This window comes from Metallibacterium sp. (genome assembly GCF_054637675.1).
This window is the reverse complement of record NZ_JBTSRB010000051.1, coordinates 1-21,029: the sequence shown is the minus strand read 5'-3', so window position 1 is coordinate 21,029 and position 21,029 is coordinate 1. Positions and strand designations below refer to the sequence as shown.

Sequence of the window (21,029 nt, the reverse complement as noted above, 5' to 3'; positions counted from 1 at the left end):
CGGGTGACAACGTGAAGATGAAGGTGGCGCTGATTGCGCCGATCGCGATGGAGGAAGGCTTGCGTTTCGCGATTCGCGAAGGCGGTCGCACCGTCGGCGCCGGCGTCGTCGCCAAGATCTTCGAGTAACAGCGGCAAGCGTGCGGGGTGGCGAAAGCCGCCACGCGGAACAGCTCTTTAATTCACAGGACACGGTTATGGCGAACCAAAAAATTCGCATTCGGCTCAAGGCGTACGATCACCGGTTGATCGACCGCTCCGCGAGCGAGATCGTCGAGACTGCCAAGCGTACAGGTGCCACCGTGCTTGGCCCGATTCCGCTGCCGACCAAGATTGAGCGTTACACCGTGTTGACGTCGCCGCATGTCGACAAGGACGCGCGTGACCAGTACGAAACGCGCACGCACAAGCGGGTTCTCGACATCATCGACCCCAATGATAAGACCGTGGACGCGCTGATGAAGCTCGACCTCGCCGCTGGCGTGGACGTGCAGATCAAGCTCGGTTGAGGCGCTGGATCAGGATATAGACATGAGTATCGGACTGGTAGGCCGCAAATGCGGCATGAGTCGCATCTTTACTGAGGACGGTCGTTCGGTGCCGGTGACGCTGATCGAAGCGACACCGAATCGTGTGACCCAGGTGAAGTCGGATGACACTGATGGCTACGCCGCAGTGCAGGTCACCGTGGGCGTCAAACGTCCCAACCTGCTGAGCAAGACCGCGAAAGGACACTTTGCCAAGGCCAAGGTCGAGCCGGGTCGTGGCCTGTGGGAGTTCCGCGTTGCCGCCGCTGATATGGCTGCATACGTCGTGGGCAATGAAATCAAACTCGACGACGTGTTCAAGATCGGGCAGAGCGTCGATGTTGCCGGTGTGTCCAAGGGCAAGGGCTTCCAGGGCACGATCAAGCGTCACCACTTCAGCATGGGCGACGCGACGCACGGCAACTCGCTGTCGCATCGCGCGCCGGGATCCATCGGCCAGAGGCAGACGCCGGGGCGCGTGTTTCCGGGCAAGCGCATGTCGGGCCAGATGGGCAACGTGAGGCGCTCCGCACAAGGCCTTGAAGTGATGCAGATCGACAGCGAACGCCACGTCATCGCCATCAAGGGTGCCGTTCCCGGCGCCACTGGTGGCGACGTGATCATTCGCCCGACAACCAAAGGCTGAGGAGTCAGGTCATGGAAATCAACGTTGCTGACGCCGCGCCGTTGCAGGTCGCCGAGGTCGTGTTCGGTGCCGAGTTCAACGAGAACCTCGTGCATCAGGTGGTCGTGGCCTATCGTGCTGCGGGCCGCGCCGGCACCAAGGCGCAGCTCACGCGCAGCGAGATGTCGGGCACCACCAAGAAGTTCAAGAAGCAGAAGGGAGGTGGCGCGCGTCACGGCGACTACCGCGCACCGATCTTTGTCGGCGGCGGCAGAGCCTTCGCGGCCAAGCCGCGCAGTTTCGAGCAGAAGGTCAATCGCAAGATGTATCGCGGGGCGATGCGCAGCATCCTCGCCGAGCTCAATCGGCAGGGACGCCTGCAAGTCATTCCGGGTTTCGGTATTGAACAACCAAAGACTCAAGGACTGGCGGGCAAGCTTTTGCAGTTAGGTGCTGCTGGCCATGTGCTGCTGGTCGATGACAACGCCGTCGATGCGCTGTATCTGGCCGCGCGCAATCTGCCGCATGTTCATGTCGTCGATGTGGCGGCGATGAACCCGGTGTCGTTGGTCGGCGCCGACCGTGTAGTGATGACGGTCGAGTCCGTGAAAAAGATCGAGGCGTGGCTGGCATGAACAACGAATCCATTCTTTCCGTGCTGCGCGCACCGCTGATCTCCGAGAAGGCGGCACGTCTCGCCGAACATAACCAGTACGTGTTCGAAGTCGCGCCCGAGGCCACCAAGGCCGATGTGAAGGCAGCGGTCGAGCAATTGTTTGAAGTGAAGGTGGAAGCGGTCAACCTGGTCAACGTCAAGGGCAAAACCAAGTCCTTCCGTTATCGCCAGGGCCGCCGTGCCGGCATGCGCAAGGCGTACATCCGTCTTGCCGAAGGCCAGTCCATCGACGTGATGGCCAAGGCCTGAGTCAGGAGTTGCCACAATGACATTGATGACATTCAAGCCGACCTCGCCGGGACGCCGCGCCATGGTGCGCGTGTCGACGCCAGGTCTGCACAAAGGCGCGCCCCACGCTCCGCTGGTCGAGGCACAGAGCAACACCGGTGGCCGCAACCACTACGGGCGCATCACCACGCGTCACCGAGGCGGCGGGCACAAGCAGCATTACCGCTTGATCGACTTCAAGCGCGACAAGGAAGGCATTGCCTGCCGTGTCGAGCGTCTTGAGTACGATCCCAACCGTACCGCGCACATCGCGCTGGTGCTGTACGCCGATGGCGAGCGCCGCTACATCATCGCGCCGCGCGGTCTGGCGGTAGGCGATCAGCTCGTGGCCGGACGCGACGCACCGATCAAGCCGGGCAATTGCCTGCCGTTGCGCAACGTGCCGATTGGTTCGACTGTGCACTGCATCGAGATGAAACCCGGCAAGGGCGCGCAGTTGGCGCGCAGTGCCGGCGCCTCGGTGCAGCTTGTGGCGCGCGAGTTGGGTTTCGCTACCCTGCGCTTGCGCTCTGGCGAAATGCGCAAGGTTCCGGTCGAGTGTCGTGCAGTGATCGGCGAGGTGGGCAACACCGAGCACAACCTGCGCAAGATCGGCAAGGCCGGTGCGCAACGCTGGAAGGGCATCCGCCCTACCGTGCGTGGCGTGGCCATGAATCCGGTCGATCATCCGCACGGTGGTGGCGAAGGCCGCACCTCGGGTGGTCGTCATCCCGTCAGTCCGTGGGGCTTGCCGACCAAGGGCTACAAGACGCGAAACAACAAACGCACGCAGAACATGATCGTGCGTCGTCGCAAGTAACAGGGAATCGACATGCCGCGTTCGCTCAAGAAAGGTCCCTTCATCGACCTGCACCTGATGAAGAAAGTCGAGGCTGCGGCCGCGACCAACAGCAAGCGTCCGATCAAGACCTGGTCGCGTCGCTCGATGATCGTGCCGGATATGGTTGGTATGACCATCGCCGTGCACAACGGCAAGCAGCACGTTCCGGTCCTGGTGAATGAAAACATGGTCGGGCACAAACTCGGCGAGTTCGCGGCGACGCGCACGTTCAAGGGACACTCCGGCGACAAGAAGGCCGCGGCGCCTGCTGCGGCCAAGAAGAAGTGATGGAGACTGAGATGGAAGCCAAGGCAATCCTGCGCGGGGCCCGGATATCGGCGCAAAAAGCGCGTCTGGTGGCCGACCTTGTACGCGGCATGCCCGTTGATCGGGCCAGCGGTCTGCTCGAGCACACCGAGAAGAAGGCGGCGCACATCGTGCGCAAGCTGCTGCTTTCGGCCGTTGCCAACGCCGAAAACAACCTCGGCGCCGATGTCGACGAGCTCAAGATTACGCGTATTTTCGTGGACGAAGGCCCGGTGATGAAGCGCATGCACGCGCGCGCCAAGGGCCGTGGTGCACGCATTCTCAAGCGCAGCAGCCACATCACTGTGGTCGTTGGCAACTGACGGGGCGACGAAATGGGTCATAAAGTTCATCCCACCGGGTTCCGCCTGGGCATTGCCAAGGACTGGAACTCGAAGTGGTTCGCTGGCAAGCGCGAGTTTGCCCAATATCTTGTTGCCGACCTGAAAGTGCGCGAGATGCTCAAGAAGCGTCTCGCGGCGGCGGGCATTTCCAAGATCCTGATCGAACGACCGGCCAAGAACGCGCGCGTCACCATCCACACGGCGCGTCCGGGCGTGGTGATCGGCAAGAAAGGCGAGGACATCGAGAAGCTGCGTCATGACGTAACCGCGCTGATGGGCGTTCCCACGCACATCAATGTGGCCGAGGTGCGCAAGCCCGAATTGGACGCGCAGTTGGTCGCTGAGAGCATTGCCCAGCAGCTTGAGCGCCGCATCATGTTCCGTCGCGCCATGAAGCGCGCGGTGGGCAACTCGATGCGCCTTGGCGCGCTCGGCATCAAGGTCAACGTCGGTGGCCGCCTTAACGGCGCGGAAATCGCGCGTTCGGAGTGGTATCGCGAAGGCCGCGTGCCGCTGCATACGCTGCGTGCTGACATTGACTATGGCTTCGCGGAAGCCAAGACCACCTACGGCATCATCGGCGTCAAGGTGTGGATCTATAAAGGCGAAGTCTTCGACTTGGCTGCTAGCCAGCAGCAAGAGGCGAAGGAAGCCGAGCGCGAGCCGCGTCGTGGCGGTGAACGCCAGACGGCGGCGAAGTAAGGAGTTCTCTCATGCTGCAACCCAAGCGCACCAAATACCGCAAGATGTTCAAGGGCCGCAACGAAGGCCTGAGCTACAGCGCCAACGTGGTCAGCTTCGGCGAATATGGCCTGAAGGCGACCACGCACGGGCATCTGACCTCGCGCCAGATCGAGGCCGCGCGTCGCAGCATCTCGCGTCATGTCAAGCGTGGCGGCAAGTTGTGGATTCGCGTGTTCCCCGACAAGCCGATCACGCGCAAGCCGATCGAGGTGCGCATGGGCGCGGGCAAAGGCAGTGTCGAGTTCTGGGTCGCGCCGGTGCAGCCTGGCCGCATGCTTTACGAAATCGAGGGCGTCGACGAGGTTACCGCGCGCGAGGCGTTTCGCCTTGCCGCCGCGAAGCTGTCGGTGCAGACCACATTTGTCACCCGGGCGGTGCTGTGATGAATACCAAGGATCTGCGCAATCAGTCGGCCGTTGATCTGGCCAAACACGTGCTCGAGTTGCGCAAGGAGCAGTTCAACCTGCGCATGCAGCGCAGCGCGGGCGAGTTCAAGCAGACGCACCAGATCAAGCGCGTGCGTCGCGATATCGCCCGCACCAAGACGGTGCAGGGCGAGAAGAAGTGAGACAGGCCATGAGCGAAACGACGACCGCCACCCGCAGCCTGCAAGGGCGCGTGGTGAGCAACAAGATGAATCACACCGTGACGGTTCTGATCGAGCGTCAGATCCAGCATGCTGTTTACGGCAAGATTTTGCGCCGTTCGACCAAGCTGCACGCCCACGACGAGTCGGGTGATTGCCGCGAGGGCGATCTGGTGCGCATCGTCGAATGCCGTCCACTGTCCAAGACCAAGCATCATCGTGTGGTCGAAGTCCTGCAACGCGCCAGCGAGTGAGGGTACAGCCATGATCCAGATGCAATCCAGACTGGCCGCAGCGGACAACAGCGGTGCGCGTGAACTCATGTGCATCAAGGTGCTGGGCGGCTCCAAGCGCCGCTATGCCGGCATCGGCGACGTCATCAAGGTGTCCGTCAAGGATGCCATTCCGCGCGGCAAGGTGAAGAAGGGCGAGGTTTACGACGCCGTCGTGGTTCGCACCGCCAAGGGTGTGCGCCGTCCGGACGGGTCGCTGATCCGCTTCGACGGCAATGCCGCCGTGCTCCTCAACAACAAGCTCGAGCCGATCGGCACCCGAATTTTCGGGCCGGTCACCCGCGAGCTGCGCAGCGAGCGCTTCATGAAGATCGTCTCGCTCGCACCCGAAGTGCTCTGAGCGGAGAAGTCTGATGAACCGTATTCGCAAGGGCGATCAGGTGATCGTGATCGCCGGCAAGGACAAGGGTCAACGTGGCGAAGTCACGCGCGTGGTCGGTGACCGCGTGTTCGTGACCAACATCAACATGGTCAAGCGCCACACCAAGCCCAATCCACAGATCAATCAACCCGGCGGCATCATCGAGCGTGAAGCCCCGATCCATCTTTCCAATGTCATGCTGTTCAACTCCGCCAGTGGCCAGGGCTCGCGCGTCGGTTTCAAGACGCTCGACGATGGCCGCAAGGTCCGCGTGTATCGCGGTACCGGCGAGGTCGTGGACGCGTAAGGAGCCCACCGTGACTCGCCTAGAAAGAATCTACAAAGAGCAGGTCGTGCCGAAGCTGATCGAACGTTTCGGCTACGCCAATGTCATGCAGGTTCCGCGCATCACCAAGATCACGCTGAATATGGGTGTGGGTGAAGCGGCCGCCAACAAGAAGGTGCTGGAGAACGCACTGGCCGACATGGCCAAGATCGCCGGTCAGAAGCCGGTGGCGACCAAGGCGCGTGTTTCCGTGGCTTCGTTCAAGATTCGCGATGGTTGGCCCATCGGCTGCAAGGTGACTTTGCGTCGTCACAACATGTATGAGTTCTTCGATCGCCTGATCAGTGTGGCGCTACCGCGCGTGCGCGACTTCCGCGGCGTGCCGGGGCGTTCGTTTGACGGTCGCGGCAACTACAATATGGGTATCAAGGAGCAGATCATCTTCCCCGAGATCGATTTTGATCAGGTGGATGCTCTGCGCGGCATGGATATTTCCATCGCCACCAATGCACGCAGCGACGCCGAGGCCAGGGCCTTGTTCGAAGCGTTCAACTTTCCGTTCCGCAACTGACCCGGGATTCACCATGGCAAAGCAGTGCATGATCAACCGCGAGGTCAAGCGGGCCAAGCTGGTCAAGAAGTATGCGGCCAGGCGCGCCGAGCTGAAGAAGCTCATCGCCAGTCCGCGGGCTTCGTTCGAGGAGAAGCAGGTAGCGGTGACCAAACTGCAGCAGTTGCCGCGCGACTCCAGCTCCAGTCGGCAGACCACGCGCTGCGCGCTCACCGGGCGCTCGCATGGTGTCTATCGCAAGTTTGGCCTGGGTCGCAACAAGCTGCGCGAAGCCACCATGCGTGGCGACGTGCCCGGCTTGCGCAAGGCCAGCTGGTAAGCCAGCAACGGATATCGGTGCAAGATCAACCAGGACTTAATTCATGAGCATGACTGATCCCATTGCTGACATGTTCACCCGCATCCGCAATGCCCAGGCAGTGGGCAAGGTGGCGGTGAAGATGCCGGCGTCCAAGGCCAAGGCGGCGATTGCCGACCTGCTCAAGGCCGAGGGCTACATTCTGGATGCGCAGGTGGCCAAAGAAGGCGCCAGGGCCAATCTGGAAATCCGCCTGAAGTACTTCGAGGGTCGTCCCGCGATCGAGCGCATTGAGCGCGTCAGTCGTTCCGGCCTGCGCGTATATCGTGGCAAAGGCGCTCTGCCCAAGGTGCTCAATGGCCTGGGTATCTCCATCGTCTCGACATCCGCCGGATTGATGACCGATGCCCAGGCCCGCGCCAAGGGCGTGGGTGGCGAAGTCATCGGTGTCGTGGCCTAAGGAGAGCTGAGCATGTCACGTGTAGCCAAGAAGCCGGTAATCCTGCCCAGGGGTGTCGAATGCAAATTCGACGCCGCGACGATCACCGTGAAGGGACCGAAGGGCGCGGTCACCGCGCACTCGCCAGCGGGCGTCAGCCTGCGCATCGACGCCGGCCAGGTGCTGTGCGAGGCGCAGGGCGAGACCGAATTGAAGTTCGTGGGCACCACGCGTGCGCTGTTGGCCAACATGGTCAAAGGCGTCGTCGAGGGCTTCGAGCGCAAACTGGAGTTGGTTGGCGTGGGCTACAAGGCTTCAATGCAGGGCAAGACCCTGAATCTGGCCTTGGGCTTCTCGCATCCGGTCAGTTTTGCCGCACCCGAGGGCATCACGCTGGAAACGCCGAGCGCGACCGAGATCCTGATCAAGGGGGTCGACAAACAGCGTGTGGGCCAGGTTGCCGCGAAGATCCGCGCCTACCGTCCGCCGGAGCCCTACAAGGGCAAGGGTGTGCGTTATGCCGGCGAGCAGATCACCCTGAAGGAAGCCAAGAAGGCCTGATCGGCCTATCCGCTTTCGGAGACAAAAACGTGGAAAAGAACATTGCTCGACTGCGCCGCGCCAAATCGACGCGCGCACACATTCGCAAGCTGGAAGTCGCGCGCCTCAGCGTGCATCGCAGCAATCAGCATCTGTATGCGCAGGTGTTCAGTGCCAGCGGTGACCGTGTGATTGCTGCGGCTTCAACGCTGCAGGAATCGATCAACGCCGACCTCAAGGGTACCAAGAACATCGTCGCTGCGGCTGCGGTGGGCAAGGCGGTGGCGGAACGTTGCCTGGCCGCTGGTATCGACAAGGTAGCCTTCGATCGTTCCGGCTTCAGGTATCACGGCCGCGTCAAGGCCTTGGCCGATGCGGCTCGCGAGGCGGGCCTCAAGTTCTAAGCTCGTTCATTACAACTCCAAGCGGCTGCATGCCGCAAGCAAGCGCCCGCACCGCGGGCCACGAAACAAGGTGATTCATGTCCACGAATGATCGTGAAAATTCCGATGGCATGCTGGAAAAGCTCATTGCCGTCAATCGCGTCGCCAAGACCGTCAAGGGTGGCCGGCAGATGAGCTTCACCGCGCTGACCGTGGTCGGCGATGGCGATGGTCGCGTCGGTCTCGGCTACGGCAAGGCGCGCGAGGTTCCCGCCGCCATCGCCAAGGCCATGGACCGCGCGCGTCGCAACATGGTCAAGGTCAAGCTCAACAATGGCACGCTGCACTACGCCATCAAGGCCAATCACGGCGCGGCACGCGTTTACATGCAGCCGGCTTCGGAAGGTACCGGTGTGATCGCCGGCGGTGCCATGCGCGCCGTGCTCGAGGTGGTCGGAGTGAAAAACGTGCTGGCCAAGGCGGTCGGTTCGCGCAACCCGATCAATCTGGTGCGTGCGACCATCAAGGGTCTGCAGGCGTTAAGCACGCCGGAGTACATCGCCGCCAAGCGCGGCAAGACGGTCGCGGAGGTCTTGGGCCATGAGTGACAAGACCGTCAAGATACGTCTGGTCAAGGGTCTGCGCGGCGTGCAGCATCGGCACCGCCTGAGCGTACGCGCGCTGGGTCTCAACAAGATCAATGACGTGCGCGAACTGAAGGACAGCCCGCAAGTGCGTGGCTTGATCCATACGGTGAATTATCTCGTGCGCGTCGAGCTGTGATCAGCAGATTGGGAGTTTTCTCATGCGTTTGAATTCAATCAAATCGGCCGATGGTTCGCGCCGCGAGCGTGTGCGCGTCGGTCGTGGTATCGGCTCCGGTCTGGGCAAGACCGCCGGCCGTGGGCACAAGGGTCAGCACGCGCGCACCGGCAAGGGCAAGGTCAAGCCGGGTTTTGAGGGTGGCCAGATGCCATTGCAGCGGCGCCTGCCCAAGGTCGGCTTCCGTTCCAAGATGGCGGCTGCGGCGCAGGAAGTATTTCTGTACCAGCTTGCCGCGATGAAGCTGGACGTGATCGATGTGGCGGCGCTGAGGGAGGCGGGTTTCATCGACCTCAAGGCCAAGCGCGTCAAGATCGTCAAGAAGGGTGAGATCACCCGCGCCGTCAAGCTCTCGGGTGTGCTGGCCACGGTCGGCGCCAAGGCAGCGATCGAGGCGGCCGGCGGCAGCGTGGAGTAAGCACGTGGCTAAACAGGGCACCGGACTGGCTGGTTTCGGCAAGTTCACCGAACTCAAGCAGCGCCTGCTGTTCACGCTGGGCGCGATGGTCGTGTTTCGTCTTGGCTCCTTCATCCCGATTCCCGGGGTGAATCCGGAGGCGATGACGCGCATGATCGAGCAGGGTGGCGGCTTGTTGAGCATGTTCAACATGTTCTCGGGCGGCGCGCTGGCGCGCTTTTCGGTGTTCGCGCTGGGCGTGGTGCCCTACATTTCGGCCAGCATCGTGGTGCAGATGCTGGGCTCGATCCTGCCGTCCTGGCAGCAACTGCGCAAGGAAGGCGCCAGCGGCCAGCGCATCATGACCAAATACACGCGCTGGGGCACGGTGGGCCTGGCGGCGTTTCAGGCATTCGGCATCTCCTTTGCGCTGCAGAAACAGGGCATCTCGGGCGGTATCGCGGTGGTTTATTCGCCCGGCTTCGGATTCATTTTCGCCTCGGTGGTCGGTCTGACCGCGGGCACCATGTTCCTGATGTGGGTCGGTGAGCAGATTACCGAACGCGGCATCGGCAACGGCATTTCGCTGATCATCTTCGCCGGGATTGTTTCAGGCTTGCCCGGTGCGATCGTGCACACACTGAGCATGGCGCAGAATGGCGAACTGTCGGTGCTCAAGGTGCTGATGGTGATCGCCATCATCGTGGTGGTGACCGCGTTCGTGGTGTTCATGGAAAGCGCGCAGCGCCGTATCCCCGTCAACTACGCGCGACGCCAAGGTGGCGGCGGGCGCGCGTACCAGAACCAGACATCACATTTGCCGTTGAAGATCAATATGTCCGGTGTGATTCCGCCGATCTTCGCGTCGAGCCTGATCATGTTCCCGGCAACGGCTGCGACGTGGTTTAGCAGCGCGCAACATTTCTCGTGGTTGCAGGCGTTGACGACCGCGCTGACCCCGGGCGAGCCAATCTACGAGATCGTGTTTGGCGTACTCATCATTTTGTTCGCGTTTTTCTACACGGCGATCGTATTCAACGCGCCAGAGACCGCGGACAACCTCAAGCGCTCCGGCGCACTGATTCCAGGTATCCGTCCGGGCAAAGCGACGTCCGACTACATCGACAGCGTGTTGACCCGCCTGACCGGTGTCGGCGCGATTTATCTGGTCCTGGTGTGCCTGGTGCCGACCTTTCTGCAGACGGCATGGAACGTGCCTTTCTACTTCGGTGGCACCTCGTTGCTGATCGTGGTCGTGGTGGTGATGGATTTCAGCGCGCAGGTTCGCGCGCATCTGGTCAGTCACCAGTACGAGAGCTTGTTGAAGAAAGCCAACCTGCGGCGCAGTTGAGAGCAGGACAGGCAGTCACCACCACGGTGCCTGCGGGCGCCGCGGGGCTTTGTATTCGGTCAGTTTACCGTTATAATCTCGCGTTTTCCGCGCGAATCAAGCATTCGGAGCATACACATGGCGCGCATTGCGGGTGTCAACCTGCCGGTCCAGAAGCATGTCTGGGTCGGCCTGCAGGGCATTTTTGGAATCGGTCGCAGTCGATCGCGCAAGGTGTGCGAGGACGCGGGCGTGAACCCTGCCACGCAGATTCGTTCACTCACCGAGGCCGAGGTGGAAGCTCTGCGTCGCGAGGTGGGCAAGTACGTGGTCGAAGGCGATCTGCGGCGTGAGGTCGGCATGTCGATCAAGCGTCTGATAGATATCGGCAGTTATCGCGGTCTGCGCCATCGGCGCGGCCTTCCGGTGCGCGGCCAGCGTACGCGCACCAACGCGCGTACCCGCAAGGGCCCGCGCCGCCAGATCAAGAAGTGACGAGACCCAACATGGCCAACGCTCCTGCTGCAGGCAAGACCAAGAAGAAAGTAAAGCGCGTGGTGACCGATGCGGTCGCCCACGTACAGGCGTCTTTCAACAACACCATCGTCACCATCACCGATCGTCAGGGCAATGCTTTGTCGTGGGCGACGGCGGGCGGATCAGGTTTCCGCGGTTCGCGCAAGTCGACGCCGTTCGCGGCCCAGGTGGCGGCGGAAAAAGCCGGTCGTGCCGCGCTCGATTACGGCGTGAAGTCGGTCGAGGTGCGCATCAAAGGCCCCGGTCCCGGCCGCGAATCCGCGGTGCGTTCGCTCAATGCGCTCGGCTACAAGGTGATCAACATCATCGACGTGACGCCGATTCCCCACAACGGCTGCCGTCCGCCCAAGAAGCGTCGGGTCTGAGGAGAGTACTAAAGATGGCTCGCTACCGCGGTCCCACCTGCAAACTGGCGCGTCGTGAAGGCGCTGATCTCAGCCTGAAGAGTCCGGCGCGTGCGCTGGATTCCAAGTGCAATCTCGAAACCAAGCCCGGCCAGCATGGCGTGGCGGTCAAGCGCGCGCGCCTGAGCGATTTCGCCGTGCAGATGCGGGAAAAGCAAAAGGTCAAGCGCATCTATGGTGTGCTCGAGCGCCAGTTCGGCAACTACTACACCAAAGCGTCCAACCAGAAGGGCAACACGGGTGAAAACCTGCTGCGCCTGCTGGAAACGCGTCTGGACAACATCGTCTACCGCATGGGTTTCGCGGTCACCCGCGCCCAGGCGCGGCAGTTGGTCGCGCACAAGGCCATCACGGTCAACGGCAAGAAGGTCAACGTGCCCTCCTATTGCGTGCGCCCCGGTGACACGGTGGCGCTGACCGAAGGCGCGAGCAATCAGTTGCGCGTGAAGGAAGCCGCGACGCTGGCCGACAGCATGGACCTGCGTCCTGCCTGGGTCGATGTCGATGGCAAAAAGCTGGCTGGTGTGCTCAAGACCCTGCCTGATCGTGCCGATCTGCCCTCAGATATCAACGAGAGTCTGATCGTCGAGCTCTATTCGAAGTAATTCAACTGGGAGCCTGATACATGGCAGCCTCTTCCACGAGTGTGCTGAAACCGCGCGACCTGCAGGTCGAGCGTTTTGGCGCCAATCACGCCAAGGTTGTGGTCGAGCCGCTCGAGCGCGGCTTCGGTCATACCCTCGGCAATGCGCTGCGGCGCGTGCTGCTTTCCTCGATCCCGGGTTGCGCGATCGTCGAGGTTGAAATCGACGGCGTGCTGCACGAATACACGACGATGGAAGGCCTGCAGGAAGACGTCATCGAGGTGCTGCTCAACCTTAAGGACGTCGCCATTCGCATGCATGGGCACGATGAAACCACTCTCACCCTGAGCAAGAAAGGCAAGGGTGTGATCAAGGCCGCGGACATCACGCTGGATCACTCGGTCGAGATCGTCAATCCCGAGCACGTGATCTGCCACCTGACCAAGGACGTGGCGCTGAACATGCGCTTGAAGGTGCGTCGCGGTTTGGGCTATCAACCAGCCAGCGTGCGTCATGCCGCGGACGAGGAAGCGCGCCCGATCGGTCGTTTGCAACTGGATGCTTCGTTCTGTCCAGTGCGGCGCGTGGCTTATGAAGTTGATGCCGCACGCGTCGAGCAGCGCACCAACCTGGACAAGCTGGTACTGGACATCGAAACCAACGGCACCATGGACGCCGAGGACGCGGTGCGTCGCGCCGCCGAGATCATCGCCGAGCAACTGGCGATCTTCGGTGACTTCACGCGCCGCAGCGTCGAGGAGAGTCAAGCCGACAAGAGCGGTTTCGATCCGATCCTGTTGCGCCCGATCGACGATCTTGAACTGACGGTGCGTTCGGCCAACTGTCTGAAGGCCGAGAGCATCTACTACATCGGTGATCTGGTGATGAAGACCGAGGTCGAGCTGCTGAAGACGCCGAATCTTGGCAAGAAGTCGCTGACCGAAATCAAGGACGTGCTGGGTGCGCGTGGACTCGCGCTTGGCATGAAACTGGAAAACTGGCCGCCGCCGGGGCACTCCCACGGCATGCAACTGGGCTGAGCGGCCCGTCTGAGGATCAAACCCATGCGCCACCTTAAATCCGGCCGCAAGCTCAACCGCACCAGCAGTCATCGCGAAGCGATGTTCCGCAACATGGCCGCTTCGCTGATCAAGCACGAGCTGATCCGCACCACGCTGCCCAAGGCCAAGGAATTGCGGCGCGTCGCCGAGCCGCTGATCACCATGGCCAAGATCGACGGTGTCGCCAATCGCCGCCTTGCGTTCGCGCGCCTGCGCGACAAGCAGGCCGTGGGCAAGCTGTTCGTCGAGCTCGGACCGCGTTACAACACGCGCCCCGGTGGCTACCTGCGCATCCTCAAGTGCGGGTTCCGCGACGGCGACAATGCACCGATGGCCTACGTGGAACTGGTCGATCGCCCGCAGCTTGCCGCCGACGCCGGCTGAACCCCCGTCGCTGTCCATCAAGCCCCGGGCGCAAGCATCCGGGGTTTTCTTGTTTTCGCCATCAGCGCGTGGCGCGTCGGTGGCGTTATGCTGCGGCGCTGCCCGTGCGGCAATGGGCGATCTGGACAAAGTTGATGCCTGGAGTGTTTGATTTAGGCGAGACGCTGAAACACGATGGCTTGATGCGTAGGTCGACTTTTCGCATTCGGCAATGACACGGGAGCAACTGTGCGCACTGGACTCAATCCGCTGCAATGGTCATTCCGCGCCCGCTTCGGGCTGGGTTTCGTGTTGTGCGTGGCGCTGCTGGCCTATGCCCTTTACGTGCAGTTCATTCTGCAAGTTCAGCCGTGTCCGCTGTGTATCCTGCAGCGCATCGCCTTCATGGTGATGGGCGTGGTGTTTCTGCTCGGCACGCTGCACGCACCGCGCACGCGCGGCCGCTGGATCTACACGCTGTTGGTGACTGTGGCGGCAGTGCTTGGCGCGGGGGTCGCGACGCGCCATCTGTGGTTGCAAATGCAGCCGCCCAATCCTTTCGGCAGTTGCGGCGCACCGCTGAATTACATGATCGACAACTTGCCGCTGGCTGAGGTGATACGCAAGGTTTTCATCGGCTCTGGCGATTGCGCAGTTGTCGATTGGCGCTTCCTGGGCATGCCCATGCCGTTCTGGACTTTGTTGTGGTACGTGCTGCTTGGTGCTTGGGCGCTGCTTGCGGTGCGTGCACGGAAGTGATGCCATGAAACCAACGCATGCCGATCGCACTGCGCCACCCGTAGCCGTGAAGCTGGCGCTTGATTGGGCGCCCGACTCATGGCTGGCACGCCACGCCATGCAGCAGCCGCAGTACGACGATGCCGACGCGTTGCGCCGTGCGCTTGATGAGCTGCGGCGTTTGCCGCCACTGGTGACCTCGTGGGAAATTCTCAGCCTCAAGCGCCAGCTTGCCGAGGCGCAGGAAGGCAAGCGCTTTTTGCTGCAGGCTGGTGATTGCGCGGAAAGTTTCGCCGATTGCGCCAGCCCGCTGATCTCCAATCAGCTCAAGGTGCTGCTGCAGATGAGTCTGGTGCTGGTGCACGGCTTGCAGATGCCGGTGATACGTGTAGGCCGGTTTGCCGGCCAATATGCCAAGCCGCGCTCGACCGACAGCGAAACCCGTGATGGAGTCACCTTGCCGAGTTATCGCGGCGACAATGTCAATCGCGTCGAGTTCAGTGCCGCCGCGCGACGTGCCGATCCGGCGCGGCTGCTGCAAGGGCACATGCATTCGGCGCTGACGCTCAACTTCGTGCGCGCGCTGACCGAGGGCGGCTTCGCCGATCTGCACCATCCCGAATACTGGGATCTGGCCTGGGTCGAGCAATCGCCGCATGCCGTCGAATACCGCGCCATTGTCGCGCGCATTGCCGATGCGGTGCGCTTCATGGAAACCCTCGCCGGCGAGCCGGTGGCCAACTTGTCGCGCGCCGAGTTCTACACCTCACACGAGGCGTTGCTGCTGCATTATGAGCAGGCGCTGACGCGCCAGGTGCCACGGCAGTGGGGTTGGTTCAACCTGTCCACGCACTTTCCGTGGATCGGCATGCGCACTGCGGCGCTGGATGGCGCGCATGCCGAGTACTTCCGCGGCATCCGCAATCCGATCGCGGTCAAGGTCGGGCCCGAAGTCAAGCCCGCCGAATTGCTGCAACTGATTGAACTGCTCAACTTCGATGACGAACCCGGACGCCTGACCTTGATCCACCGTATGGGTGCGGCGCGCATCGCCAGCGCACTGCCGCCGCTGCTGGATGCCGTGCGCGCGACCGGAAGGCGCGTGTTGTGGGTGTGCGATCCCATGCACGGCAATGGCGAAACGCTGGCCAGCGGCGTGAAGACGCGGCGCTTCTCCAATATCCGCGCCGAGATCGAGCAATCGTTCGATCTGCACGCCGCGGCGGGCACGCGCCTCGGCGGTGTGCATCTGGAATTGACCGGCGAGGACGTCACCGAATGTCTGGGTGGTGCACGCTCGCTGTGCGAACAGGATCTGATCCGGGCATACCGATCGACGGTGGATCCACGCCTCAATTACGAGCAAGCGCTGGAACTGGGACTTACCGTCGTGCAGCGCGTGCGGCAAAATGGCGCAGCCTCGGCATCAGGCTGAGCGGAAGCGGAACAACGCGCGATGCCTGCGCTCTAATGCCGCAGTGATCCGCATCCCAACGATCTGGCAAGGACTTACCAACATGCGTGGAGTGGTTTTACTTGCATTGCTGGCTTTGGGCGTCAGCGGTGCTGCCCTTGCGTCTGGCAAGCCGAGCGCGCGACCTGCGCCGGCGACCGAGCAACCGAAAGTCTCCACCAGCCTGCGTCAGCGCATCGCCGGCTGCATCGCCTGCCACGGGCCGTATGGCCAAGGCGGTGGCAGTGGCGGCTTTGCGCCGCGCATCGGCGGCAAGCCGGCGGGTTACCTGTATCACCAATTGCAGAATTTTCGCGATGGACGCCGCGTGTATCCGCTGATGACATGGATGGTGCAGTACCTGCCCGATCCCTACATGAAAGAGATCGCACAGTACTTCTCCGATCAGTCGCCGCCGCCGCCCGCGCCGCAGACGCCGATGGTTACTGCGGCCACGTTGGATATGGGCCGCAAGTTGGCGACCATGGGCGACCCCGCGCGCGGCCTGCCGGCGTGCATGGCCTGTCACGGCAGCAGTCTGATGGGCGTGCAGCCGGACGTGCCCGGCCTGATCGGCCTCAGCAATGATTACATCAGTGCGCAGCTCGGCGCGTTCAAGCAGGGCACCCGCAGGACCAAGGCGCCGGATTGCATGCACGAGGTCACCGCCAAGCTCGATGGTGCTGAAATCGGCGCGGTCGCGGCGTGGCTGTCGTCGCAGCCGGTTTCCGCGGGCGCCAAGCCTGAGCCCGCTGGTAGCGTCAAGTTCCCGCTGCAGTGCGGCAGCATCGACGGCTGAAGGAGAAACACGATGCGTCGCAAGATTTTCCGTGGGATCATCGTGCTGGCCGTGCTCGGGCTGGCATTCCTGGGCTGGGCCATATGGATGAGCGGCATCCTGCATCGCTCCGCACCGGAGTCGAAGCAAGTCGCCCGCAGCGTGCCGTCGGCAGCGGCTGTGGCCACCCGGAAGGCATGGGCCGAGCCGCAGTTCGCCAGCGTCATCGCGCGCGGTGAATATCTGGCACGCGCCGGCGATTGCGTTGCCTGTCACACCATGCGCGGCGGCAAGCCCTACGCGGGTGGCCTGGCTACGCCGACGCCGTTCGGTCTGTTGTATTCGCCCAATATCACCCCGGACAAACAGTACGGCATCGGCAATTGGACCGAGGATGATTTCTGGCGCGCGATGCACGATGGCATCGCTCCGGGCAACAAGCTGCTGTACCCGGTGTTCCCGTTCACGCATTTCACCAAGGTTTCGCGCCCGGACGTGGACGCGATCTTCGCCTACTTGCGTTCGCTGCCGCCGGCGGCGCAGCCCAATCATCCCAACGAGATGCCGTTCCCGTACAACCAGCGCTCCTCGCTGTTGTTCTGGCGTGCGCTGTTCTTCCGCGCTGGTGAATTCAAGCCGAATCCCGAGAAGTCGCCCGAGTGGAATCGCGGCGCCTATCTGGTCGAGGGCCTCGGCCACTGTGGCATGTGCCACAGCAGCTTCAATGCCCTCGGCGCCACCGACAAGAATGCCCAGCTTGCGGGAGGGCTGATTCCCATCCAGAGATGGTATGCGCCGGCGCTAAACTCGGGCGCGGAGGTCGGTCTTGGCAACTGGACCGACGAGGAACTGGCACAGTTCCTGAAGACCGGTGTGTCCGTGCGCGGTGCAACCTACGGACCGATGTCGGACGTGGTGTTCCACAGCCTGCAATACCTCTCGGATGCGGATTTGCAGGCCATCGCCACCTATCTGCGCGCACAGCCCGCTCTGGTATCGCCGAGTGACGTGCAAAAGATCGAGGTTTCGCCGCAGCTCGCCGTGGAACTGGCGCAGCAAGGCCGGCAGATTTATATCAACCACTGCGCCGAGTGCCATCAGCTCGACGGGCGCGGCGTTGGCCAGCAGTACCCACCACTGGCCGGCAACCCATCGATCGCGATGCAGCCCGGTACCAACGCCATTCGCATGGTGTTGCTGGGCGGTTTCCAGCCCGGCACCAAGGGCAACCCGCGCCCGTATTCGATGCCGCCGTTCGCCCAGTTGCTGAATGATCACGACGTCGCCGCCGTGGTCACCTACATCCGCCAAGCCTGGGGCAACAACGCACCGGCCGTGTCACCCGCGGTGGTCACGCGCTTCCGACAGGTGCCGGAGTAGTCACTGCTACGGATGCATGACTTCCAGCCCGCGCCACAGTCGCAGCACGGAAGCAACGTGGCCACTCACGACCAGGAAGGGAGTGAGCCATGCAGTCAGCCGAACCGCAGAGCTTGCACGTGCCTCGCGCATGCGCAGGTATCGTTAGTCTGTCTTGCGCTGTGCTTTGGTAGCGCGGTAGTGGCGCTCAGGACGCAGCCGCAACATGGTATTGCCGATCGCACCACGCAGATGCATGCACTGATTCACGCACGCCTGATTCCGCACCCCAGGCCAGGTCATGGCCAACGCCCCGCTGGTGATGCGCGACAGCGTGATCGTGGTGTTGGGCAAGGACACACTCCCCTCCCGCGCGACACCGGGGCGCTCGACCTCGCCAGCAAGACGGTATTCCCCGGCAAGTACCGCACGCCTGCCAGCATCGACTGAACGCGGCGCGCGGCGCGTCTTGCATCAGCGCCCTCTAATCAGTACCATTTTGGTCTTGATTGGAGGGTTCGTCATGCTGCGCCTCAGCCGCCTCACCGATTACGCCACCGCCGCGTTGGGCTGGATGGCCGAGCGCCCCGAACGCATCGTCTCGGCCGCCGACATAGCGCAGGCCCTGCATTTGGAGGGTTCGACCGTGGCCAAGGTACTGAAGTCGCTGGTGCAGGCCGGCGTGGTCGAGTCGTTTCGTGGCGCCACGGGGGGCTACCGGTTGAGCCGGCCGGCCGCGCAGATCAATCTGGTCACCATCGTCGAGGCGCTCGAAGGTCCGCTGGGCATGACGGATTGCGCGGCAGGGGCGGCCTGTGAGCACGCCCTGCATTGTGGCGTCAGCGCGCCATGGCAGCGCATCAGCGCGGTAGTGGCCGATACGCTTTCGCGCATGAGTCTGGCTGATTTGGCGCGGCCCATGGTGCAGCGTCGGCGCGAGGAAATCGCATGAACGAGACCTTGCTCGAAGCACGCCCGGCCACGCCGGATGCGGTCGCCGATGCGCTCAACCGGCGCTATGGGGCCGGCTTCGTCACCGACATTGAAACCGACAGTCTGCCGCCGGGACTGGACGAGGGCGTGGTGCGCGCTATCTCGGCGCTCAAACGCGAGCCAGGGTGGATGACCGAGTGGCGCCTGGCCGCGTTCCGCCACTGGCAGACCATGCCCATGCCGTACTGGGCCAAGCTCAAGATCGCGCCGATCGACTTTCAGGCGATCAGCTATTACGCCGCGCCCAGGCAGGGTCCGAAGTCGCTGGCCGAGGTCGATCCCAAGCTGCTGGAAACCTACGACAAGCTGGGTGTCCCGCTGCATGAGCGCGCGCGTCTCGCTGGCGTGGCCGTGGATGCCGTGTTCGATTCGGTATCCGTGGGCACGACCTTTCGCGCCGAGCTGAAACGCGCCGGGGTGATCTTCTGCTCGATGAGCGAGGCCATCCGCGCGCATCCAGAACTGGTGCGAAAGTACCTCGGCAGCGTGGTGCCCACCGGCGACAACTTCTTCGCCGCGCTCAACTCGGCGGTGTTTTCCGATGGCAGCTTCGTGTTCGTGCCGCGCGGCGTGCGCTGCCCGATGGAGTTGAGCACCTACTTCCGCATCAACGCCATCAACACCGGCCAGTTCGAGCGCACCTTGATCGTCTGCGAAGAAGGCGCCGTGGTGTCTTATCTGGAAGGCTGCACCGCGCCGATGCGCGACGAAAACCAGTTGCACGCGGCAGTGGTCGAGCTGGTCGCGCTGGACGATGCCAGCATCAAGTACAGCACCGTGCAGAACTGGTATCCGGGCGACGAGAATGGCGTCGGCGGCATCTACAACTTTGTCACCAAGCGCGGCGAGTGCCGCGGTGCGCGCAGCAAGATCAGTTGGACGCAGGTCGAGACCGGCTCGGCGATCACCTGGAAGTACCCGTCCTGCGTGCTGCGCGGCGACGGCTCGGTGGGCGAGTTCCACTCGGTGGCGTTGACGCATCATCACCAGCAGGCCGACACCGGCACCAAGATGATCCACATTGGCCGCAACACCAAGAGCAAGATCGTGTCCAAGGGCATCAGCGCGGGGCAGGGCCAGAACAGCTACCGCGGGCTGGTGCGCGTGGAGCGCAACGCCAGCGGCGCGCGCAATCACACCCAGTGCGATTCGCTGCTGATCGGCAAGCGCTGTGGCGCGCATACGTTTCCGAGCATCGAGGTGAAAAACCCGGGCGCGATCGTCGAGCACGAAGCGACCACCTCGAAAATCTCCGACGAGCAGTTGTTCTACTGCCGCGCGCGCGGCATCGCCGAGGAAGATGCGGTGTCGATGATCGTCGACGGTTTCTGCCGCCAGGTGTTTCGTGAGCTGCCCATGGAATTCGCCGTCGAGGCCAAGAAGCTGCTCGATGTGTCGCTGGAAGGCGCGGTCGGATGAACGATGCCTGCCAAGCCCACTGGCAATCGGTGTACACGGCCAAATCCGAGGCGCAGACGAGTTGGCATCGCCCGCACCCGGATCACTCGCTGTGCTTGATCGACAGCCTGCATCTGGATGCCGCGGAACCAGTGCTTGATGTCGGCGGTGGCCGCGCCACGCTGGTCGACGACTTGCTGGCGCGCGGGCATGCCGATGTGAGCGTGCTGGATCTCGCGGCGGCCGCGCTGGACGCCGCGCGCCAGCGCATGGGCGCAGCGGGTGTGCAGGTGCGCTGGCTGTGCGCGGATATTCTCGAAGCCGATCTGCCCGCGGCGCATTACGCGCTGTGGCACGATCGCGCCGTGTTTCATTTTCTGATCGATGCGGCGGCGCGCGATGCTTACGTTGCGCGCGCGGCGCGCGCCGTGCGCGCCGTGCGCGCAGGCGGCCACGCGATCATCGCCACCTTCGCGGCGGATGGCCCCGAGCGTTGCAGCGATCTGCCGGTGATGCGTTATGCAGCAACCGCGCTGGCGACCTGCTTCGCGCCGCATTTCAAGTGCATCGCTGATAACCGCGAGGAACACCACGCCGCAACGGGTGCCACACAGCCGTTCACCTATGTGCTGCCGCGCCGTCGCGGCGGCACCGCCATCGTCACCGAGTCCGCATCATGCTGAAGATCGAGAACCTGCACGTCCGTGTTGCTGGCAAGGAGATCCT

General features: G+C 62.8%; 36 protein-coding genes. 35 read left to right on the top strand and 1 reads right to left on the bottom strand.

What is annotated here, in order from left to right:
• From ACYDAT_RS13180 to ACYDAT_RS13025, 32 genes are all read left to right on the top strand, one after another.
• Positions 1-128 (top strand): EF-Tu C-terminal domain-related protein (locus ACYDAT_RS13180; protein WP_461438709.1); only part of this gene is annotated, 128 nt, incomplete at its 5' end.
• Positions 129-196: 68 nt separating this feature from the next.
• Entirely contained in the window at positions 197-508 is a 312-nt protein-coding gene (gene rpsJ, locus ACYDAT_RS13175; protein WP_081129311.1) for a 30S ribosomal protein S10, read from the top strand.
• Positions 509-530: 22 nt separating this feature from the next.
• Complete coding sequence (rplC, locus tag ACYDAT_RS13170; protein ID WP_461438705.1) at positions 531-1,172, top strand: 50S ribosomal protein L3; 642 nt, start codon at positions 531-533, stop codon at positions 1,170-1,172.
• Between the two features lie 11 nt (positions 1,173-1,183).
• Positions 1,184-1,786, top strand: coding sequence for a 50S ribosomal protein L4 (gene rplD / locus ACYDAT_RS13165; RefSeq protein WP_461438704.1), 603 nt, complete (start codon positions 1,184-1,186; stop codon positions 1,784-1,786).
• Entirely contained in the window at positions 1,783-2,076 is a 294-nt protein-coding gene (rplW, locus tag ACYDAT_RS13160; protein WP_461438703.1) for a 50S ribosomal protein L23, read from the top strand. The genes rplD and rplW overlap by 4 nt, the downstream gene beginning before the upstream one ends.
• 16 nt (positions 2,077-2,092) lie before the next feature.
• A complete protein-coding gene (gene rplB / locus ACYDAT_RS13155) occupies positions 2,093-2,914 on the top strand; it encodes a 50S ribosomal protein L2 (protein ID WP_081129294.1) in 822 nt (273 codons plus the stop codon).
• Positions 2,915-2,926: 12 nt separating this feature from the next.
• A complete protein-coding gene (gene rpsS / locus ACYDAT_RS13150; RefSeq protein ID WP_081129291.1) occupies positions 2,927-3,223 on the top strand; it encodes a 30S ribosomal protein S19 in 297 nt (98 codons plus the stop codon).
• An 11-nt stretch (positions 3,224-3,234) separates the two neighbouring features.
• Positions 3,235-3,564 carry a 50S ribosomal protein L22 gene (gene rplV / locus ACYDAT_RS13145; protein WP_461438702.1) on the top strand — a complete coding sequence of 110 codons (330 nt, stop codon included), beginning with the start codon at positions 3,235-3,237 and terminating at the stop codon, positions 3,562-3,564.
• Positions 3,565-3,576: 12 nt separating this feature from the next.
• Positions 3,577-4,287 (top strand): 30S ribosomal protein S3, encoded by a 711-nt coding sequence (gene rpsC / locus ACYDAT_RS13140; protein ID WP_297902050.1) that lies wholly within the window; start codon positions 3,577-3,579, stop codon positions 4,285-4,287.
• An 11-nt stretch (positions 4,288-4,298) separates the two neighbouring features.
• The gene (gene rplP / locus ACYDAT_RS13135) at positions 4,299-4,712 is read left to right on the top strand and encodes a 50S ribosomal protein L16 (RefSeq protein WP_461438701.1); all 414 of its coding nucleotides are present in this window, start codon (positions 4,299-4,301) and stop codon (positions 4,710-4,712) included.
• A complete protein-coding gene (gene rpmC / locus ACYDAT_RS13130) occupies positions 4,712-4,897 on the top strand; it encodes a 50S ribosomal protein L29 (protein ID WP_461438700.1) in 186 nt (61 codons plus the stop codon). The genes rplP and rpmC overlap by 1 nt, the downstream gene beginning before the upstream one ends.
• An 8-nt stretch (positions 4,898-4,905) precedes the next feature.
• Positions 4,906-5,169, top strand: coding sequence for a 30S ribosomal protein S17 (rpsQ, locus tag ACYDAT_RS13125; RefSeq protein WP_461438699.1), 264 nt, complete (start codon positions 4,906-4,908; stop codon positions 5,167-5,169).
• 10 nt (positions 5,170-5,179) lie between these two features.
• The gene (gene rplN / locus ACYDAT_RS13120; protein WP_297920509.1) at positions 5,180-5,548 is read left to right on the top strand and encodes a 50S ribosomal protein L14; all 369 of its coding nucleotides are present in this window, start codon (positions 5,180-5,182) and stop codon (positions 5,546-5,548) included.
• Positions 5,549-5,558: 10 nt separating this feature from the next.
• Complete coding sequence (rplX, locus tag ACYDAT_RS13115; protein ID WP_461438708.1) at positions 5,559-5,876, top strand: 50S ribosomal protein L24; 318 nt, start codon at positions 5,559-5,561, stop codon at positions 5,874-5,876.
• Positions 5,877-5,886: 10 nt separating this feature from the next.
• The gene (gene rplE, locus ACYDAT_RS13110; protein ID WP_461438707.1) at positions 5,887-6,426 is read left to right on the top strand and encodes a 50S ribosomal protein L5; all 540 of its coding nucleotides are present in this window, start codon (positions 5,887-5,889) and stop codon (positions 6,424-6,426) included.
• A gap of 13 nt (positions 6,427-6,439) precedes the next feature.
• Entirely contained in the window at positions 6,440-6,745 is a 306-nt protein-coding gene (gene rpsN / locus ACYDAT_RS13105) for a 30S ribosomal protein S14 (RefSeq protein ID WP_461438698.1), read from the top strand.
• Positions 6,746-6,788: 43 nt separating this feature from the next.
• Complete coding sequence (rpsH, locus tag ACYDAT_RS13100) at positions 6,789-7,184, top strand: 30S ribosomal protein S8 (RefSeq protein WP_461438697.1); 396 nt, start codon at positions 6,789-6,791, stop codon at positions 7,182-7,184.
• Positions 7,185-7,196: 12 nt separating this feature from the next.
• On the top strand, positions 7,197-7,724 hold the full coding sequence (rplF, locus tag ACYDAT_RS13095; RefSeq protein ID WP_461438696.1) for a 50S ribosomal protein L6: 528 nt from the start codon (positions 7,197-7,199) through the stop codon (positions 7,722-7,724).
• 29 nt (positions 7,725-7,753) lie between these two features.
• Positions 7,754-8,107: a 50S ribosomal protein L18 gene (gene rplR / locus ACYDAT_RS13090; RefSeq protein WP_461438695.1), complete on the top strand. Its 354-nt coding sequence runs from the start codon at positions 7,754-7,756 to the stop codon at positions 8,105-8,107.
• A 77-nt stretch (positions 8,108-8,184) separates the two neighbouring features.
• Complete coding sequence (gene rpsE, locus ACYDAT_RS13085) at positions 8,185-8,694, top strand: 30S ribosomal protein S5 (protein ID WP_461438694.1); 510 nt, start codon at positions 8,185-8,187, stop codon at positions 8,692-8,694.
• Positions 8,687-8,869 (top strand): 50S ribosomal protein L30, encoded by a 183-nt coding sequence (rpmD, locus tag ACYDAT_RS13080; protein WP_461438693.1) that lies wholly within the window; start codon positions 8,687-8,689, stop codon positions 8,867-8,869. Before rpsE ends, rpmD begins: the two co-directional genes overlap by 8 nt.
• 22 nt (positions 8,870-8,891) lie before the next feature.
• Complete coding sequence (gene rplO / locus ACYDAT_RS13075; RefSeq protein WP_461438692.1) at positions 8,892-9,326, top strand: 50S ribosomal protein L15; 435 nt, start codon at positions 8,892-8,894, stop codon at positions 9,324-9,326.
• Between the two features lie 4 nt (positions 9,327-9,330).
• Positions 9,331-10,656: a preprotein translocase subunit SecY gene (secY, locus tag ACYDAT_RS13070; RefSeq protein ID WP_461438691.1), complete on the top strand. Its 1,326-nt coding sequence runs from the start codon at positions 9,331-9,333 to the stop codon at positions 10,654-10,656.
• A 117-nt stretch (positions 10,657-10,773) separates the two neighbouring features.
• Complete coding sequence (gene rpsM, locus ACYDAT_RS13065) at positions 10,774-11,130, top strand: 30S ribosomal protein S13 (protein WP_297920520.1); 357 nt, start codon at positions 10,774-10,776, stop codon at positions 11,128-11,130.
• Between the two features lie 11 nt (positions 11,131-11,141).
• Entirely contained in the window at positions 11,142-11,537 is a 396-nt protein-coding gene (gene rpsK, locus ACYDAT_RS13060; RefSeq protein WP_081129247.1) for a 30S ribosomal protein S11, read from the top strand.
• Positions 11,538-11,551: 14 nt separating this feature from the next.
• On the top strand, positions 11,552-12,181 hold the full coding sequence (rpsD, locus tag ACYDAT_RS13055) for a 30S ribosomal protein S4 (protein ID WP_297902091.1): 630 nt from the start codon (positions 11,552-11,554) through the stop codon (positions 12,179-12,181).
• A 20-nt stretch (positions 12,182-12,201) separates the two neighbouring features.
• Entirely contained in the window at positions 12,202-13,200 is a 999-nt protein-coding gene (locus tag ACYDAT_RS13050; protein ID WP_461438690.1) for a DNA-directed RNA polymerase subunit alpha, read from the top strand.
• A gap of 24 nt (positions 13,201-13,224) precedes the next feature.
• Positions 13,225-13,605, top strand: a complete 381-nt coding sequence (gene rplQ, locus ACYDAT_RS13045) for a 50S ribosomal protein L17 (RefSeq protein WP_461450634.1) — start codon at positions 13,225-13,227, stop codon at positions 13,603-13,605.
• A gap of 228 nt (positions 13,606-13,833) precedes the next feature.
• Positions 13,834-14,343 (top strand): disulfide bond formation protein B, encoded by a 510-nt coding sequence (locus ACYDAT_RS13040; RefSeq protein ID WP_461450632.1) that lies wholly within the window; start codon positions 13,834-13,836, stop codon positions 14,341-14,343.
• A gap of 4 nt (positions 14,344-14,347) precedes the next feature.
• Complete coding sequence (locus ACYDAT_RS13035) at positions 14,348-15,757, top strand: class II 3-deoxy-7-phosphoheptulonate synthase (protein ID WP_461450630.1); 1,410 nt, start codon at positions 14,348-14,350, stop codon at positions 15,755-15,757.
• Positions 15,758-15,839: 82 nt separating this feature from the next.
• Positions 15,840-16,574, top strand: a complete 735-nt coding sequence (locus ACYDAT_RS13030) for a c-type cytochrome (RefSeq protein WP_461450628.1) — start codon at positions 15,840-15,842, stop codon at positions 16,572-16,574.
• A 12-nt stretch (positions 16,575-16,586) separates the two neighbouring features.
• Positions 16,587-17,933 carry a c-type cytochrome gene (locus ACYDAT_RS13025; protein ID WP_461438685.1) on the top strand — a complete coding sequence of 449 codons (1,347 nt, stop codon included), beginning with the start codon at positions 16,587-16,589 and terminating at the stop codon, positions 17,931-17,933.
• Positions 17,934-18,077: 144 nt separating this feature from the next.
• On the opposite strand, the gene ACYDAT_RS13020 is transcribed toward ACYDAT_RS13025, so the two are convergent.
• A complete protein-coding gene (locus ACYDAT_RS13020; RefSeq protein WP_461450626.1) occupies positions 18,078-18,266 on the bottom strand; it encodes a hypothetical protein in 189 nt (62 codons plus the stop codon).
• A gap of 169 nt (positions 18,267-18,435) precedes the next feature.
• Between ACYDAT_RS13020 and ACYDAT_RS13015 the strand changes: the two genes are divergently transcribed.
• Genes ACYDAT_RS13015 through ACYDAT_RS13005 form a run of 3 tightly spaced genes read left to right on the top strand, consistent with a single transcriptional unit; the run spans position 18,436 to position 20,986 of the window.
• Positions 18,436-18,864, top strand: a complete 429-nt coding sequence (locus tag ACYDAT_RS13015; RefSeq protein ID WP_461438683.1) for an SUF system Fe-S cluster assembly regulator — start codon at positions 18,436-18,438, stop codon at positions 18,862-18,864.
• The gene (sufB, locus tag ACYDAT_RS13010) at positions 18,861-20,324 is read left to right on the top strand and encodes a Fe-S cluster assembly protein SufB (protein ID WP_461441189.1); all 1,464 of its coding nucleotides are present in this window, start codon (positions 18,861-18,863) and stop codon (positions 20,322-20,324) included. The genes ACYDAT_RS13015 and sufB overlap by 4 nt, the downstream gene beginning before the upstream one ends.
• On the top strand, positions 20,321-20,986 hold the full coding sequence (locus ACYDAT_RS13005) for a methyltransferase domain-containing protein (RefSeq protein WP_461450624.1): 666 nt from the start codon (positions 20,321-20,323) through the stop codon (positions 20,984-20,986). The genes sufB and ACYDAT_RS13005 overlap by 4 nt, the downstream gene beginning before the upstream one ends.
• The last annotated feature ends 43 nt before the right edge of the window (positions 20,987-21,029 follow it).